The sequence below is a fragment of the Eikenella sp. NML99-0057 genome (genome assembly GCF_001648535.1).
GTDB classification, from domain to species: Bacteria; Pseudomonadota; Gammaproteobacteria; order Burkholderiales; family Neisseriaceae; genus Eikenella; species Eikenella exigua.
Genome location: NZ_LXST01000001.1, coordinates 178,243 through 192,669 on the forward strand (window position 1 = coordinate 178,243; position 14,427 = coordinate 192,669).

Sequence of the window (14,427 nt, forward strand, 5' to 3'; positions counted from 1 at the left end):
TTATGAAAACCGCACAAGAATTGCGCGCCGGCAACGTATTCATGGTGGGCAGCGAGCCGATGGTGGTACAGAAAACCGAATACATCAAAGGCGGCCGCTCCTCTGCCAAAGTGAGCATGAAGCTAAAAAACCTGCTCACCGGCGCAAACAGCGAAACCATCGTGAAAGCCGATGACAAGTTCGACGTTATCCAGCTCGACCGTAAACAATGCACTTACAGCTATTTCGCCGACCCGATGTATGTATTCATGGACGAAGAGTTCAACCAATACGAAATCGAAGGTGAAAACATCGGTGACAACATGAAATTCATCGTAGACGGCATGGAAGACGTGTGTGAAGTAACCTTCTACGAAGGCAACCCGATTTCCGTGGAGCTGCCCACCATCATCGTGCGCGAAGTGGAATACACCGAGCCCGCCGTTAAAGGCGACACTTCCGGCAAAGTGATGAAACCCGCACGCCTCGTGGGTGGTACCGAGATCCAAGTGATGGCCTATATTGAAAACGGTGATAAAGTGGAAATCGATTCCCGTACCGGTGAGTTCCGCAAACGCGCCTAATTGCCGAACTTGGCCGGTATAGCTCAGTTGGTAGAGCAGCGCATTCGTAATGCGAAGGTCGGGGGTTCGACTCCCTTTACCGGCACCAATCCCGGCCCCGCTTTTGCGGGGTTTTTGCCAGGTAGATTTCAGGTAGCCTATGTGCTTTATTTCTTCAAGCGCAACTATGTCGCGCAGTGCGCCGTCGTGCAGCCAAATCATGGCGCATAGGGCATACAGGCAGGCAGATGCGGGGGCATTGCCGCTGCGCATCATTTCGAGTGCTACCGGATCGTGCCACGACCAATACAGCCAGTAGATGCCATCGACGGAAAACCACATGCCAAACAATGCTAGCGGCAGGTATTTCCACTGCCGGCGTGCCAGTGTGCGTGAGTTGGTGGGGGCGGAAAAAGTAGGTGCTAAGGCCATCGGGAAACTGATGGGAGTGTCCCAGTAGGGCGCGGGCAGGAGGTAGGAGCTGGCAATAAAGATGGCGATGCCGCAGGCACGAAAAAACAGCTTTCAGGGGCGGAGGTAGTCGTGAAAGGATTTATGAAGGGTATGTTCAGGTAGCTTGGGGGTGTTATATTTACTGGAAAATTGGTTTAAGTAGGATTAATAGCTGTTCCAATCGAACATGAAACAAGGCGGGCCCCTATTTGGAGACGGTTGTTTGTTTGCTTGAGGATGAGACTGAATAGGTGGATAATTTAACCACATCGGAAGCAAAGGTAGCCCCTGGCTGGGAAATGAGATTACCTGAAAAATTTCTTGATTTTAGTGTATTGATAAGTAATAATAAAAGATATCAAGTTTGATTTAGGTTAAGAGAAGCGCTATTGGTTAGAGTTTTCTGCCCAAAACGGCATGAAGAATGCCATTCTTTAATGGTGAATTCTAATTTGTAACGTTGTTTTATTTATTTATATTAAACAGGAGGTTATTATGGCTTCAGCAATAGAGCGTCCGGCTGCTTGGACAGGCTTTGTTAGCGGTGATTGGGAAAATAGCATTGATGTACGCGATTTCATCCAAAAAAACTACACGCCTTATGAAGGCGATGGTAGCTTTTTAGCGCCGGCCACCAATGCCACTACCAAGCTGTGGGCAGAAGTGATGGAAGGCATCAAGGTGGAAAATAAAACCCACGCTCCGTATAAAATTGACGCGCAAGTTGTTTCCGGCATCACCAGCCACGCGCCCGGCTATATCGACAAAGACTTGGAAACCATTGTCGGCCTGCAAACCGATGAGCCGCTGAAACGCTCCATCATGCCTTTCGGCGGTCTGAAGATGGTGAAAGATTCCTGTAAGATTTACGGCGTGGAGCTAAATCCCGAAGTGGAAGAAATCTTCACTAAATATCGTAAAACCCACAACCAAGGCGTGTTTGATGTGTACACGCCCGACATCCGCCGCTGTCGGAAATCAGGCGTTTTAACTGGTTTGCCCGATGCCTACGGCCGTGGCCGCATTATCGGCGACTACCGCCGTGTGGCCCTTTACGGTATCGACCGCCTGATGCAAGACAAAACCGAGCAGTATCATTCTTTACAAGCCGATTTGGAATCTGGCAAAAACTTGGAAAGCGTTATTCGCCTGCGCGAAGAAATCAACGAGCAGCATATTGCACTGAAGCAGATGAAAGAAATGGCTGCCTCTTACGGTTTCGATATTTCCGGCCCAGCCAAAAACGCGCAAGAAGCCATCCAATGGACTTACTTCGCCTACCTCGCCGCCGTGAAGTCGCAAAACGGCGCAGCCATGTCGTTTGGTCGTGTGTCTTCCTTCTTGGATATTTATATCGAGCGCGACCTGAAAAACGGCATTATCACCGAAAGCCAAGCACAAGAATTCATCGACCATTTGGTGATGAAACTGCGTATGGTTCGTTTCCTGCGCACGCCCGAATACGACCAGCTCTTTTCCGGCGACCCGATTTGGGCCACCGAATCCATCGGTGGTATGGGCTTGGATGGCCGCACATTGGTAACCCGCACCAACTTCCGCGTGCTGCACACTCTGTACAACATGGGCCCATCTCCCGAGCCGAACATCACCGTATTGTGGTCTGAAAAACTGCCGCAAGGTTTCAAAGAGTTCTGTGCCAAAGTGTCTATCGATACTTCGTCTATCCAATACGAAAACGACGACCTGATGCGCCCCGACTTCAACAGTGACGATTACGCCATTGCTTGCTGCGTGAGCCCTATGGTGGTCGGTAAGCATATGCAGTTCTTCGGTGCGCGAGCCAACTTGGCCAAAACCCTGCTGTATGCAATCAATGGCGGCGTGGACGAAAAATCTAAAGACCAAGTCGGTCCGAAAACCGAGCCGATTAAAGACGCAGTGCTCGACTACGACACTGTGTTCGATCGCATGGATAAATTCATGGACTGGTTGGCCACTCAATATGTTACCGCTCTGAATTGCATCCACTACATGCACGACAAATACAGCTACGAAGCCGCCTTGATGGCTTTGCACGACCGCGACGTGCGCCGCACCATGGCTTGCGGTATTGCCGGCCTGTCTGTGGCTGCCGACTCTTTGTCTGCCATCAAATACGCTAAAGTGAAACCGATCCGCGACGAAAACGGCATTGCCGTGGACTTCGAAATCGAAGGAGAATACCCGCAGTTCGGTAATAACGACGACCGTGTGGACAGCATCGCCTGCGACCTGGTAGAGCGTTTCATGAAGAAAGTGGCTACTCATCCGACCTACCGCAACGCTATCCCAACCCAGTCTGTGCTGACCATCACATCTAACGTGGTATATGGCAAAAAAACTGGTAATACTCCGGATGGTCGCCGCGCAGGTGCTCCGTTCGGCCCGGGTGCCAACCCCATGCACGGCCGTGATGTAAGCGGTGCCGTGGCTTCGCTGACTTCCGTGGCCAAACTGCCGTTTGAGTTTGCCAAAGACGGTATTTCCTACACTTTCTCCATCATCCCCGGTGCGTTGGGCAAAGACGAAAGCTCCCGCGAACGCAACCTGGCCGGTATGATGGACGGCTACTTCCACCACGAAGCTGGTGTGGAAGGCGGCCAGCATCTCAACGTGAACGTGCTCAACCGCGAAATGTTGGTGGATGCGATGGAACACCCGGAAAAATATCCGCAGCTCACTATCCGCGTGTCCGGCTATGCCGTGCGTTTCAACTCGCTCACCAAAGAGCAGCAGCAAGACGTGATCACCCGCACCTTCACCAGCCGGATGTAATCATGCCCAGCTAGCAGGAATCAGTGCCGGAACTCATTCCGGCACTTTTGTTTCCTCCCGTTTTCAGGTAGCCTGATTCCTGTTGTAAAGGCTACCTGAGAATCTATAGCCCAAGTATAGTCCAAGTAGGGTAGGGTGGGCTTTCAAAACACCACAAGCCATAAAGGCTACCTGAAACTCAACGCACACCAACCACCATGCCAGAATCCATCCCCATCAGTCCCGGTGCCCCACCGAAAAAACAGCCCGACACTCGCAGCCGCTCCTACAAAGGTATCGGCTACATCCACTCTATAGAAACCGGTGGTGCCGTAGACGGCCCCGGCCTGCGCTTCGTCCTCTTCATGCAGGGCTGCCTTATGCGCTGTCTCTACTGTCACAACCGCGACACTTGGGACAGGCACAGTGAAAAAGAGCTGCACTTCACTGTGCCCCAGCTCATGCAGCAAGTGCTCTCCTACAAACACTACTTTCGCGCCACCGGTGGCGGCGTAACTGCCACCGGTGGCGAACCCCTGCTGCAATACCAATTCATCCGCGACTGGTTTGTAGCCTGCCGCGAGCACGACATCCACACCTGCCTCGACACCAATGGCTACGCCCTGCACTACGACAGTGCCCTGGAAGAGCTGTTGGACAATACCAACCTCGTCATGCTAGATTTAAAGCAAATCGATCCCGAAATCCACAAAGTGTTGGTTGGCATCCCCAACACCAAAGTTTTGCGGTTTGCCCGCCATCTTGCCAAACGAAATCAGCCCACCCGCATCCGCTACGTCGTCGTACCCGGCTACACCGACGACGACCGTTCCGCCCACTTGCTCGGCGAATTTATTGCCGATATGCCCAACGCCGACACCGTGGAAATCCTTCCCTACCACGAACTAGGCGCCCACAAATGGGAGCTGTGCGGCGACGAATACAAGCTCAAAGGCGTGCATCCCCCGCCCAAAGAAACCGTCCTGCGGATAAAGGAAATCATCGAAAGCTATGGTAAACAAACCATCATATAAGCCCGCCCGAATAGGCTGCCTGAAAAGAGGCTAACATATTTCAGGTAGCTTTCTACCATATGGCAGAAAGCTAGGGCAGAGTTGCCATGCCTACTATATAGGCTGGAGGCGGTGAGCATTCGTGAAAAGGCTACCTGAAAAGCTGTTTTCGATTTTTCCGGCAGCCTGCCGCAAGCATCAGCTTCCAATAATTCAAGAATTTCAGGTAGCCCCACCGACACATCCCTTATACTGTTCATTTCACCCCCCCCCCCTTTTTTTTACTCCAGAAAGGCTCACCATGAGCCACGCTCAAGGCTTCGTCCTCCTAAAAGAAAAACGCTTCGACTCTGCCTGCCTCCTGCACACCCTGTAACACGAATGGGGCATCAGCCTAGACGAAGGCGAAGACATCACCAACGAAGACGGTAACCTCACTTCAATATAAACAGCCTCCTCTGCGCCCTCTTACTCATGCCCGTCTTGCTGGCCGATGGTGAAGCCGAGCAAAACGCCGTCTTCAACTACTACTGGCCAGAAGCCGTGGAAGAAGACGCACATCCTGCTTGTCGTGATGCCCATTAGCGACGCCGCCCCAATTGACGTGATGAGCCTCTATAGCAAACTTGCCAGTGTTGCCCTTGCCGACGAAAACAGCATCGGCATCTATACCTCAGGCACCGCCGTCTTCGCCCCGATTTCTACCGTGACGTATGCAGCATTCTGCACGAAGGCGGACTGCCCATTCTCGCCTGGATATTTATCGGCCTCTCTGGCAGCGAAGAAGGCAGCAATGCCTACATCATCGGTCTGGAGCAATTCAATAAAATGGGGCTCGAAATTCTCAACAACACGCACGAGCCCACTGACCTACATACCTTTCTGTGCAATATAAGCGACTACCTCATCTCGCAAAACATCACCCTGCAAGACGGCGAAACCATCGGCTTCAGTGCCGAAGAAAAACTCGCCATCACCCGCTCCCCAGCCGTAGCCGGCGTGGCTGAAGAAACCCTGAAAATCGACTACTAAACAGTGTTGTTTCAGACGATCTTAACGGCGTAATTGTGGAAGAACGGCTGTAATAACAACTTTTTGATAAGGAGGAAAATAATGAAGTATGATAATTTTTTCCTGTAAGTGATCTTGCTACGAGCTGCCGCTTTTACCAAGATGTGTTGGATTTGCCCGTTAAATTCGATTTTTTCTAAAAACAGCATGGTTGCTTTTCGGGTAGGCGATGAAGAAGCTGCCATTATTCTCAAAGAACGGAAAAAGTTTCCCGGTATGACTCCTACTGTGTGGATTGAAGTGGAAGATGTGCAGGCAAGATATGCCGCATTATAGGGTAGAAATATCCGTTTCCTAAGCGAGCCATTCCGCATCCGTACCAGATGGATGGTGAAAATTGTCGATCTGTCGGGCAATCGGTTAGGATTTATTGATTATCAGGAATAAACGCAGATTAAAGTGCTCATGTAATAAAAAGAAATATGGGCATCTAGCGATATAGATAAAGGCTATCTGAAAGTGCCGGAAAGCATTTTCAGGTAGCCTTTCCTCCTATAAAAAACTGCCTGCAAACAATTGCAGGCAGTTTTGGTGCAAGATTGGCAGAACCGGCTATTTGGCAGCGGCGGTACCGAAGTATTGCTGGTGGATGCGGTCGTATTCACCGCTGGCTTTGATGGCGGCCAGGGCTTTATTGAGGGTGTCTCGCAGCTCGGTGTCGTCTTGGCGCAGGGCGATACCGTAGTGTTCGGCTTCGAAATCGGGCACTTTAATCATGGTGAAGCCTTTGTCGCCGTTGTGTTTGATGAATTCCATCACCACGGAGCTGTCGCTCACGGCTGCGTCCACGCCGCCGTTTTGCAATTCTTTCAGCAAGAGTGGCAGGCTTTCGAAGCGGGTTACTTTGGGATTGGTGGCACCCAAGAGTTTGGAGGCAGCCAAATCTCCGGTGTTGCCTGTTACCACGCCCACGCGGTTGAGGTTTTTCAAATCTTCTACGGAGGCTACCTGTTTGCCTTCGGGCGCGGCCACTACTTGGGTGATTTCAAAGTAGGGATCGGTGAAGAGCATGCTCTGTTGGCGTTCGGGGGTGATGGTTACGGCAGCCACTACTACGTCGGCATCACCGTTGCGCAGGCTGTTGAAGAGGCTGTCCCAAGATTGGTCTTTAAATTCCACGCGGTAGCCGGCTTCTTTGGCTAAGGCGTTGATGAGGTCGATATCGAAACCGCTGAGGCTGCCGTCAGGGTTTTTAGATTCGAAGGGGGCGAATTCGGCATTGGTGGCCACGCGCAATACTTTTTCGCTGCCGGGAGCGGAAGCGCCGGAGGCATTGGCATCGACAGGTTGCGAGGCTTGCTGGGTGCCGCCGGAATTGCCGCAGCCGCTGAGGGCGATGGCGGAGCAGGCCAGGGCGGTGGCCAGCCATTTTTTCATGTTCATTGTCGGTTCTCCTGGATTGGTTTGGATGTTAATTAATGATTGCGCCCCGTGCGCATCATTCGGGAAACACATCATACAACCATATGCGGAAATTCTAAAGGTTTATTGCAGAATATAGCCAAAGCACGTCATTTCTTCTGAGCGCATGGGCGTGCTGTGCCGACTTATTCATGCTGTCTACGTACCGCATTGGGGAAGAAGTAATAACTTCAGCTATATTGGGTAAGGCTACTTGAAAGCGTCAGCTTCTGCGAAGCTGAAATGTAGTTTCGTTTTTCGAACTGTAGATAGCCTGCTTTGGCACCCCAGGCAGGCTCAATCTGCGCCGTGTGGTGAAACTCCACTATAATAGGGGCCATTATCATCTTAATTGGTGCACTTTAGTCATGCCGTATCCGTTTGCCCCCGAACAGCCCGAGCGCCGCCGCCTGCTCGCTTCGCTGGCTGCCGTTTCTACCGTTGCCTGCCTGCCTCAAGCCGCCCGTGCCGGGGCGCAGCGCGAGGAGACGCTGTCGGACGATGTTACTTCGGTGATGCGCCATTCGGTGAATAATGTGAATCCGCCGCGCCTGGTGTTTGAAAACCCGTATAACGCGCCGCGCTGGCTCAATGATATGTCGCTGCGGCTGGCGCGTTTTGTGCCCGACCCGCTGGAACGCCGCCGCCTGCTCATCAACATCCAATACGAAACCACCCGTGCCGGGCTGGATACGCAGTTGATTCTGGGACTGATTACGGTGGAAAGCGCGTTTCGGCAGTATGCCATCAGCAGCGTGGGCGCACGCGGGCTGATGCAGGTGATGCCGTTTTGGCAGCGCTACATCGGCAAGCCGGAACACAACTTATTCGATATCCGCACCAACCTGCGCTACGGCTGCACCATCCTGCGCCACTACAGCAATCTAGAAAACGGCAATATGGAGCGGGCATTGGCGCGCTACAACGGCAGCCTAGGTAGCCGGCGTTATCCCGACGCAGTGATCGGCGCGTGGCAGAACCGCTGGCAATGGTCTTAGTGGAACAGGCTACCTGAAAGTCTAATCAAACATCTACCCTTGCCGAAAAGCTCCCGATGGCGCAAGGCTTCGGGTATAATTACTAGAATTTTTCCCTAACTACTTCCATTTGAACACCATGCCCTGAATCTCCTGCACCACCTTATTGTCCAAAGAATGGGGTGCGCCAGCACATAGCTTTCCGGCGTATATGTGCTGCGTATGCTGAGTATGTTTTTGGTGTTGCCTGCCAAGGAGCTGCCTAGTAGTACGCCTGCGTACAGCGTTTAGTGATTGTGGCGGTTGCCGGGCTTTTGGCGGATTTAACGTGCGAAGAAGTGCGTACCCGTGCCATGGCTCCAATGGGGTTCATTTATCGATTTCACTTTTGCTGCTAGCATAATGGTTTTGCCGTTGTTTACCCGCTACGTCAACATTTTCGGCCTGTTTGCATTCACCGGTGCATTGTGTGTGTTGGCTGTAGTGTGGTGTGTGGATTATGTCCAATCTGTAGCAGGGCCGTTTTCATGAAGATATGGGAATGAAGACTTCCGCATCAGCGAGGCGTTACGCAACAAACGCCTGATGCAGCTCAATTTCGGTATTTTCGTTCTGCAGGCGGTGATAATGGAAATTTTTGCCAATCTGTCGATTGTGGTGGGCGAAACGTGCAACAGGCTCAAGCAGGTGTTTGTAGCCAGTATCATGCTGATTGCAGCGGTTTTGTGCGGAATTTATGCCGACCAGGCTTTGCTCTTGGCCATTGGCGTATCGCTGGTGGTGTATTTTGTCGGCTTCAATATTTTGGAAGTCAGCCTGCTGTCTATCGTATCAAGAGTGGCGCCGATGGATTTGAGAGACATAGCCACATGTACAACATGGCGCAATCCATCGGCGTGCGCAATCTGGCGCCCCGGGTATGGCAGGGTTGCGAAGAGCGGCTCTTGGCTGTGTTGCAGCAGTTTGAAGGAGTGGAGGCGGCCAGCCTCAGCGCCGACCGTTCAACCGTTTACATCAAGGCGCGGCAGCAGGGTTTTGATGAAGCCGCCGCCAAACAGATTATTTTAGGAGGAAATCATGTTGAATAAAGTGATACTTATCGGCAACTTGGGGCGCGATCCCGAAGTGCGCTACCTGCCCAGCGGCGATGCCGTGGCCAATTTTTCTATCGCTACCAGCGAAAACTGGAAAGACCGCAACGGTCAACGCCAGGAGCGCACCGAATGGCACAATATCAGTATGTTTGGCCGCTTGGCAGAAATTGCCGGCCAATATCTGAAAAAAGGCAGCAAAGTGTATATCGAAGGCCGTATCCAAAGCCGCAAATACACCGGTAAAGACGGTATCGAGCGCACCGCCTACGACATTGTGGCCAACGAAATGAAAATGCTCGACGGCCGCAACAGCGGCAGCAGCCCCTACGAAGGCGGCGACCAATACGCAGCCGCCCCCGGCAGCCCGCGCCAGCAACCCGCCCAAAGCTATAATGAACCGGCCTACGCTGCCGAGCCGCCTGCTCCGCCCCGCCGCCAAGCCGCAGCACCTGCTCCGGCACCGATTGACGATATCGATGACGATATTCCATTTTAAACGGCAAGCTCGATACCACAACCCGCGCCGCCTGTTTCCGAGTGGACAGGCGGCGGGTTTGGTTTGGGTTTTTCAGGTAGCCTATGGTTAGGGCTGTGCGAAGTGATTGGGCTGCATTGCAGATCAACTTAACTTTCGCTGCAATGTTGGCCTGCTACCGTACTTCACTGCGGCTTGCCGCCTTGTATTGCAAGCCAATTTGGCTTGCTATCGTTGAACATTTGCGCCTCAAGTATTTCTGTGTTTATTTGCAGCAAAAGGCTACCTGAAAAACTTTCAGGTAGCCTTTGCCGTAGAGGAATTGCCGGTTAGTTGCTGTTTTCGGCAAACAGATCGCGGTCGAATAAATCCGGTTCGCTTTGCTGTTGTCGGCAGTCGATGCGGATGTCTTCTTTCACCGTGCAGCAGCAGGTGAGAATTTCGTTGGGCAGAAGCATGGCCAGCGGGCTTTCTTGGTATTCGACACTGCCAGATAGGAGTTTGACGCGGCAGGAGCCGCAATAGCCGCTGCGGCATTGGTATTCGATTTCGTGTCCGGTGCGCTCCAAGGCTTCGAGTAGGGTTTCGCCTTCCTGCAGGGTGAAGCGGGTGCTATGGGTGGTGATTTGGGGCATGGCGTGTGGTGTTTGGTTTGGTGTAGTGAAAATTTCAGGTAGCCTTTATTATGCGCGGGCAGGCATAAAGGCTACCTGAAATTGTTTGGCCTGGCCAAGGCCGGGTTTCTTTTCGGGTTAAGGCTGACTTGCGGTCTGCTTCAGGATGTAGAGGTTGGCCAGTTCGCCTTCCACTTGTTTGCCGTCTGCATCCAGCGCCCAAATCTGGCCGTGGCCGATTTGGTAGAGCCGCTCGCCGCCGGCTTTGTCGAGTTGGAGTACTTCTTGCGGCTTGCGCCAAGTGAAGCGGCCGGCAGTTTCTTCGGTAAACGGCTGGCGCTGCTTATAGGTTTCGGTGAGTTGGTAGCTGCCGTCTTCTTTTAATACCAAGGTGGTTTCGATACCTTCGCAAGAGGCACATGGCAGTACGCCGTAGTAGCGGCCACTCCATTGGGCGGCGGGTCGTGCGGAGGTGGAAGCTGCTGATGCGGCAGGCGCGGCAGGAGGCTGGGAGGCAGCAGTTGAGGAAGCAGCAGCCGGGACAGAGGCCGGCGCGGTATTGTCTTGCGGGGTACAGGCAGCCAGCAGGAGGATAAGGGGGAGGGCGGATCTTGTTTGCATCTTAAATCCTTTCTCGATGGTTTGGCATTGTGACGAACTAACGGGTAAGCTGCCAACGACCGTCGCGTTTGGTAATGAGAATGTTGTAACTGTTTTTGGCGTCTTCGTAGGAAGAGAGGCCGGTGAATACTTTGATTTCACATGTATAAATTCCACGTTTAACTTTACCGCCACCGGTACGGATGCAGGATTTGCCCGTGGCTAAATGGCTGCCTTTAGGCAGGTTGCGGTTGGCCTCATTAGCCAGTTTTAGGACAGTTTGCTGCGGTGGGGGCGTGATAGTTATATCGCCGGTGCTTAGGTAATTGTAGCCGCCGTAGGCGATAGCCCCGACGATGAGCCAGCTAACGAGTTTTCCAATGTCCATAGAAATATCTCCTTAAATGAGTTGATTTTATTAACTTAATTCTGCTTTAAAAATCGACATATCAGTAGTAATAGGTGTTTCCAGAGGAGTATCAGTTTCAGCCTCTGCTGCGGCCAGTTGTTTCTTCTCGACTAAATACTGCCCGATTTGCCGCACCAATTCCTGCGTACCCTGATGGGCGAGTGCACTGATTTCAAATAGGCGCGGGGTTTGCCAATTGAAGCCGGGCTCGCCGGGGGCCGGGTAGTCCCAGCCGACGGCTTCGAGGAATTCGGCTTTGCGTTCGGCAGCCTCTTCCGGCGTGAGCATATCTAGTTTGTTCAGCACTAACCAGCGCGGTTTGTCAAACAGTTCGTCGTCGTATTTTTTCAGCTCGTTGATGATGGCCAGCGCTTCGGCGGCGGGGCTGACGGCTTCGTCGAACGGGGCCAAGTCTACCACGTGCAGCAAGAGGCCGGTACGCGAAAGGTGTTTTAAAAAGCGGTGTCCCAGCCCGGCGCCTTCGGCCGCGCCTTCAATCAGGCCGGGGATATCGGCCATCACAAAGCTTTGGTCTTCGTCCACGCGCACCACGCCCAGATTGGGGTGCAGCGTGGTGAAGGGGTAGTCGGCCACTTTGGGGCGGGCGGCAGACACGGCGCGGATCAGAGTGGATTTACCGGCATTGGGCATGCCCAACAGGCCGACATCGGCCAACACTTTCAGCTCTAACAGCAGGCGGCGCGCTTCGCCGGGTTCGCCGGGCGTGGCCTGTTTGGGCGCGCGGTTGACCGAGGACTTGAAATGGATATTACCCAAGCCGCCTTTGCCGCCACGCGCCAAGCAAACGCGCTGACCGTGCCGCGTGAGGTCGGCCACGATTTCGCCGGTGTCGGCATCGCGGATTAGTGTGCCTACGGGCATTTGCAGCTCGATATCGTCGGCGCCAGCGCCGTAGCGGTCGGAGCCGTGGCCTTTTTCGCCGTTTTTGGCCTGATAGCGCTTCACAAAACGGTATTCCACCAGCGTGTTTACGTTTTCGTTGGCCACGGCGAACACGCTGCCGCCGCGACCGCCGTCACCGCCGTCGGGGCCGCCGCGCGGAACGTATTTTTCGCGTCGGAAGCTGACTGCGCCGTTGCCGCCGCGCCCGGCCGCCACTTCGATTTTGGCTTCGTCGATAAATTTCATTTGTGTGCTTTCCGTTTTCAGGTAGCCTCTTGGGGCTACCTGAAAATCTTAATTCGTTATTGAGATGATGCGTGCGGCTGGGGTTGGTATGGCTGTGCGCCAGATTTCGGTTTAGCCCGCCGTATGCAAATATGCACATTATAAAGGACTGGCGCAAAGGCTACCTGAAAATTTGTGCCATGTTTTAGTTTTGCAGAAACTGGGCTTTGGCTACGCCAATTATCGTTTCACTGCGTTGAAGTGGATGCTTTCAGGTAGCCTGCTGCTTAAACCGACAGCATCACGTATTTGGTTTCCAAATATTCTTCCAGCCCGTATTGGCCGCCTTCGCGGCCGATGCCCGATTGCTTCACGCCGCCGAAGGGGGCGGCTTCGTTGGAAATCACGCCGGTGTTGATGCCGACCATGCCGTATTCCAAGCCTTCCATCATGCGCGTGGCTGTGCCGAGGCTGCGGGTGTAGCAATAGGCGGCCAGACCGTATTCGGTGGCGTTGGCCTGTTGCAACACGTCTGCTTCGCTCTCGAAACGGAACACGGGGGCGAGCGGGCCGAAGGTTTCTTCGCATGCCACTTTCATGCCGGCATGGGCGTGGCGGATAACGGTGGGCTGGAAGAAGAGCTCGCCTGTCGGGTGGCGGGCGCCGCCGGCAACTACTTCGCCACCATGAGCGAGCGCATCGGCCAGGTGTTCTTCCACTTTGGCCAGCGCAGCCTCATCAATCAGCGGGCCGCATTCCGTGTCGCTTTCCAAGCCATTGCCCACTTTCAGGTAGCCTGCTGCTTGGGCGAATTTGCGGACAAATTCGTCATACACGCCGCTTTGCACATAGATGCGGTTGGCGCACACGCAGGTTTGGCCGGCGTTGCGGAATTTGCAGGCAATCGCGCCGGAGACCGCGGCATCGATGTCGGCATCGTCGAACACGATAAACGGCGCGTTGCCGCCCAGTTCCATCGAGGTTTTTTTGATGGTGGAGGCGCATTGCGCCTGCAGCTGTCGGCCGACGGCGGTGGAGCCGGTGAAGCTAAATTTTTTCACCGTATCGCTTTCGGTGAGTACGCGGCCGATTTCGCGCGACGAGCCGGTGATTACGTTGAACACGCCCGCCGGAATGCCGGCACGTTCGGCCAAGGCGGCAATGGCTAGAGCGGAAAACGGCGTTTGTGAGGCAGGGCGGATGACGAAGGTGCAGCCGGCGGCCAGCGCGGGCGCGGCTTTGCGCGTGATCATGGCGTTGGGGAAGTTCCACGGCGTAATCGCGGCACACACGCCGACGGGCTGCTTGAGCACCAAAATACGCTTGTCGGGCGCGGGGCCGGGAATGGTGTCGCCATAAACGCGCTTGGCTTCTTCGGCATACCATTCGATATAGGATGCGCCGTAGGCAATTTCGCCGCGCGCCTCGGCCAGCGGCTTGCCTTGCTCCAGCGTGAGCAGGGTGGCGAGCTCCTCCTGCGCCGCCGTCATCAAATCAAACCAGCGGCGCAGGATTTGGCTGCGCTGTTTGGCCGTGAGCGCACGCCAGGCAGGCAGGGCGGCTTGGGCGGCTGCCACCGCACGTTCGGCTTCCGCCGCGCCCATATCGGGCACGCTGCCGATGGTTTCGCCGGTGGCGGGGTTGGATACGGCAATGGTACGGCCGCTGTCGGCATCAAGCCATTGGCCGTTGATGTAGCACCGGGTACGTAGAAGGACGGGGTGGTTTGGCTGGGTCATGGGAGGCTACCTGAAAAAGATTGGAAGTAATAGGAAAGTTACCCTGAAAAATGGTTTGATGCAGCATCCGGCAAGCTGGGAGCTGACCTGGCTGAGTAGGCCGGATCGGATAGCATTAGCTTGGTAAATCGAGTCGTCAACGGAAACGTGTCTTTGG

General features: G+C 53.9%; 14 protein-coding genes and 1 tRNA gene. 8 read left to right on the forward strand and 7 right to left on the reverse strand.

Annotation, left to right across the window (positions count from 1 at the left end):
• Positions 1–2: 2 nt before the first annotated feature.
• The 5 genes from efp (at position 3) to A7Q03_RS10330 (ending at position 5,794) form a co-directional block, all read left to right on the forward strand.
• Positions 3–563 carry an elongation factor P gene (gene efp / locus A7Q03_RS00855; RefSeq protein ID WP_067439498.1) on the forward strand — a complete coding sequence of 187 codons (561 nt, stop codon included), beginning with the start codon at positions 3–5 and terminating at the stop codon, positions 561–563.
• A 12-nt stretch (positions 564–575) separates the two neighbouring features.
• Positions 576–651: transfer RNA gene (locus A7Q03_RS00860), tRNA-Thr, on the forward strand.
• Positions 652–1,490: 839 nt separating this feature from the next.
• Positions 1,491–3,770 carry a formate C-acetyltransferase gene (gene pflB / locus A7Q03_RS00865; protein WP_067439495.1) on the forward strand — a complete coding sequence of 760 codons (2,280 nt, stop codon included), beginning with the start codon at positions 1,491–1,493 and terminating at the stop codon, positions 3,768–3,770.
• A 197-nt stretch (positions 3,771–3,967) separates the two neighbouring features.
• Positions 3,968–4,783, forward strand: a complete 816-nt coding sequence (pflA, locus tag A7Q03_RS00870; RefSeq protein ID WP_067446502.1) for a pyruvate formate-lyase-activating protein — start codon at positions 3,968–3,970, stop codon at positions 4,781–4,783.
• A gap of 807 nt (positions 4,784–5,590) precedes the next feature.
• Entirely contained in the window at positions 5,591–5,794 is a 204-nt protein-coding gene (locus A7Q03_RS10330; protein ID WP_067446505.1) for a DUF4261 domain-containing protein, read from the forward strand.
• A gap of 591 nt (positions 5,795–6,385) precedes the next feature.
• Here A7Q03_RS10330 and A7Q03_RS00880 read toward each other — a convergent pair.
• A complete protein-coding gene (locus tag A7Q03_RS00880) occupies positions 6,386–7,216 on the reverse strand; it encodes a basic amino acid ABC transporter substrate-binding protein (protein ID WP_067446508.1) in 831 nt (276 codons plus the stop codon).
• 386 nt (positions 7,217–7,602) lie between these two features.
• On the opposite strand from A7Q03_RS00880, the gene A7Q03_RS00885 reads away from it, so the two are divergent.
• A complete protein-coding gene (locus A7Q03_RS00885; protein WP_067446511.1) occupies positions 7,603–8,232 on the forward strand; it encodes a lytic transglycosylase domain-containing protein in 630 nt (209 codons plus the stop codon).
• A 713-nt stretch (positions 8,233–8,945) separates the two neighbouring features.
• Here A7Q03_RS00885 and A7Q03_RS10690 read toward each other — a convergent pair.
• On the reverse strand, positions 8,946–9,074 hold the full coding sequence (locus A7Q03_RS10690) for a hypothetical protein (protein ID WP_255361279.1): 129 nt from the start codon (positions 9,072–9,074) through the stop codon (positions 8,946–8,948).
• Between the two features lie 15 nt (positions 9,075–9,089).
• Here A7Q03_RS10690 and A7Q03_RS00890 point away from each other — a divergent pair, with 15 nt between their 5' ends.
• Entirely contained in the window at positions 9,090–9,299 is a 210-nt protein-coding gene (locus A7Q03_RS00890; RefSeq protein WP_153705463.1) for a hypothetical protein, read from the forward strand.
• On the forward strand, positions 9,286–9,801 hold the full coding sequence (locus A7Q03_RS00895) for a single-stranded DNA-binding protein (protein ID WP_067446518.1): 516 nt from the start codon (positions 9,286–9,288) through the stop codon (positions 9,799–9,801). The genes A7Q03_RS00890 and A7Q03_RS00895 overlap by 14 nt, the downstream gene beginning before the upstream one ends.
• 308 nt (positions 9,802–10,109) lie before the next feature.
• Here A7Q03_RS00895 and yfaE read toward each other — a convergent pair whose 3' ends face one another.
• From yfaE to A7Q03_RS00920, 5 genes are all read right to left on the reverse strand, one after another.
• Positions 10,110–10,415 (reverse strand): class I ribonucleotide reductase maintenance protein YfaE, encoded by a 306-nt coding sequence (gene yfaE / locus A7Q03_RS00900; RefSeq protein ID WP_067446521.1) that lies wholly within the window; start codon positions 10,413–10,415, stop codon positions 10,110–10,112.
• A 117-nt stretch (positions 10,416–10,532) separates the two neighbouring features.
• Positions 10,533–11,015, reverse strand: a complete 483-nt coding sequence (locus A7Q03_RS00905) for a copper resistance protein NlpE (RefSeq protein ID WP_067446524.1) — start codon at positions 11,013–11,015, stop codon at positions 10,533–10,535.
• Positions 11,016–11,052: 37 nt separating this feature from the next.
• Positions 11,053–11,382 carry a hypothetical protein gene (locus A7Q03_RS00910; RefSeq protein WP_067446527.1) on the reverse strand — a complete coding sequence of 110 codons (330 nt, stop codon included), beginning with the start codon at positions 11,380–11,382 and terminating at the stop codon, positions 11,053–11,055.
• Positions 11,383–11,412: 30 nt separating this feature from the next.
• A complete protein-coding gene (gene obgE / locus A7Q03_RS00915) occupies positions 11,413–12,552 on the reverse strand; it encodes a GTPase ObgE (protein WP_067446530.1) in 1,140 nt (379 codons plus the stop codon).
• A 266-nt stretch (positions 12,553–12,818) separates the two neighbouring features.
• Entirely contained in the window at positions 12,819–14,270 is a 1,452-nt protein-coding gene (locus A7Q03_RS00920) for an NAD-dependent succinate-semialdehyde dehydrogenase (protein ID WP_067446533.1), read from the reverse strand.
• Positions 14,271–14,427: the final 157 nt, after the last annotated feature.

Bases quoted from the DNA above. Each gene is read 5' to 3' on its own strand.
- efp (WP_067439498.1), top strand. From the start codon at position 3: ATGAAAACCGCACAAGAATTGCGCGCCGGCAACGTATTCATGGTGGGC.
- pflB (WP_067439495.1), top strand. From the start codon at position 1,491: ATGGCTTCAGCAATAGAGCGTCCGGCTGCTTGGACAGGCTTTGTTAGC.
- pflA (WP_067446502.1), top strand. From the start codon at position 3,968: ATGCCAGAATCCATCCCCATCAGTCCCGGTGCCCCACCGAAAAAACAG.
- A7Q03_RS10330 (WP_067446505.1), top strand. From the start codon at position 5,591: ATGGGGCTCGAAATTCTCAACAACACGCACGAGCCCACTGACCTACAT.
- A7Q03_RS00880 (WP_067446508.1), bottom strand. From the start codon at position 7,216: ATGAACATGAAAAAATGGCTGGCCACCGCCCTGGCCTGCTCCGCCATC.
- A7Q03_RS00885 (WP_067446511.1), top strand. From the start codon at position 7,603: ATGCCGTATCCGTTTGCCCCCGAACAGCCCGAGCGCCGCCGCCTGCTC.
- A7Q03_RS10690 (WP_255361279.1), bottom strand. From the start codon at position 9,074: ATGTCTCTCAAATCCATCGGCGCCACTCTTGATACGATAGACAGCAGG.
- A7Q03_RS00890 (WP_153705463.1), top strand. From the start codon at position 9,090: ATGGCGCAATCCATCGGCGTGCGCAATCTGGCGCCCCGGGTATGGCAG.
- yfaE (WP_067446521.1), bottom strand. From the start codon at position 10,415: ATGCCCCAAATCACCACCCATAGCACCCGCTTCACCCTGCAGGAAGGC.
- A7Q03_RS00905 (WP_067446524.1), bottom strand. From the start codon at position 11,015: ATGCAAACAAGATCCGCCCTCCCCCTTATCCTCCTGCTGGCTGCCTGT.
- A7Q03_RS00910 (WP_067446527.1), bottom strand. From the start codon at position 11,382: ATGGACATTGGAAAACTCGTTAGCTGGCTCATCGTCGGGGCTATCGCC.
- obgE (WP_067446530.1), bottom strand. From the start codon at position 12,552: ATGAAATTTATCGACGAAGCCAAAATCGAAGTGGCGGCCGGGCGCGGC.
- A7Q03_RS00920 (WP_067446533.1), bottom strand. From the start codon at position 14,270: ATGACCCAGCCAAACCACCCCGTCCTTCTACGTACCCGGTGCTACATC.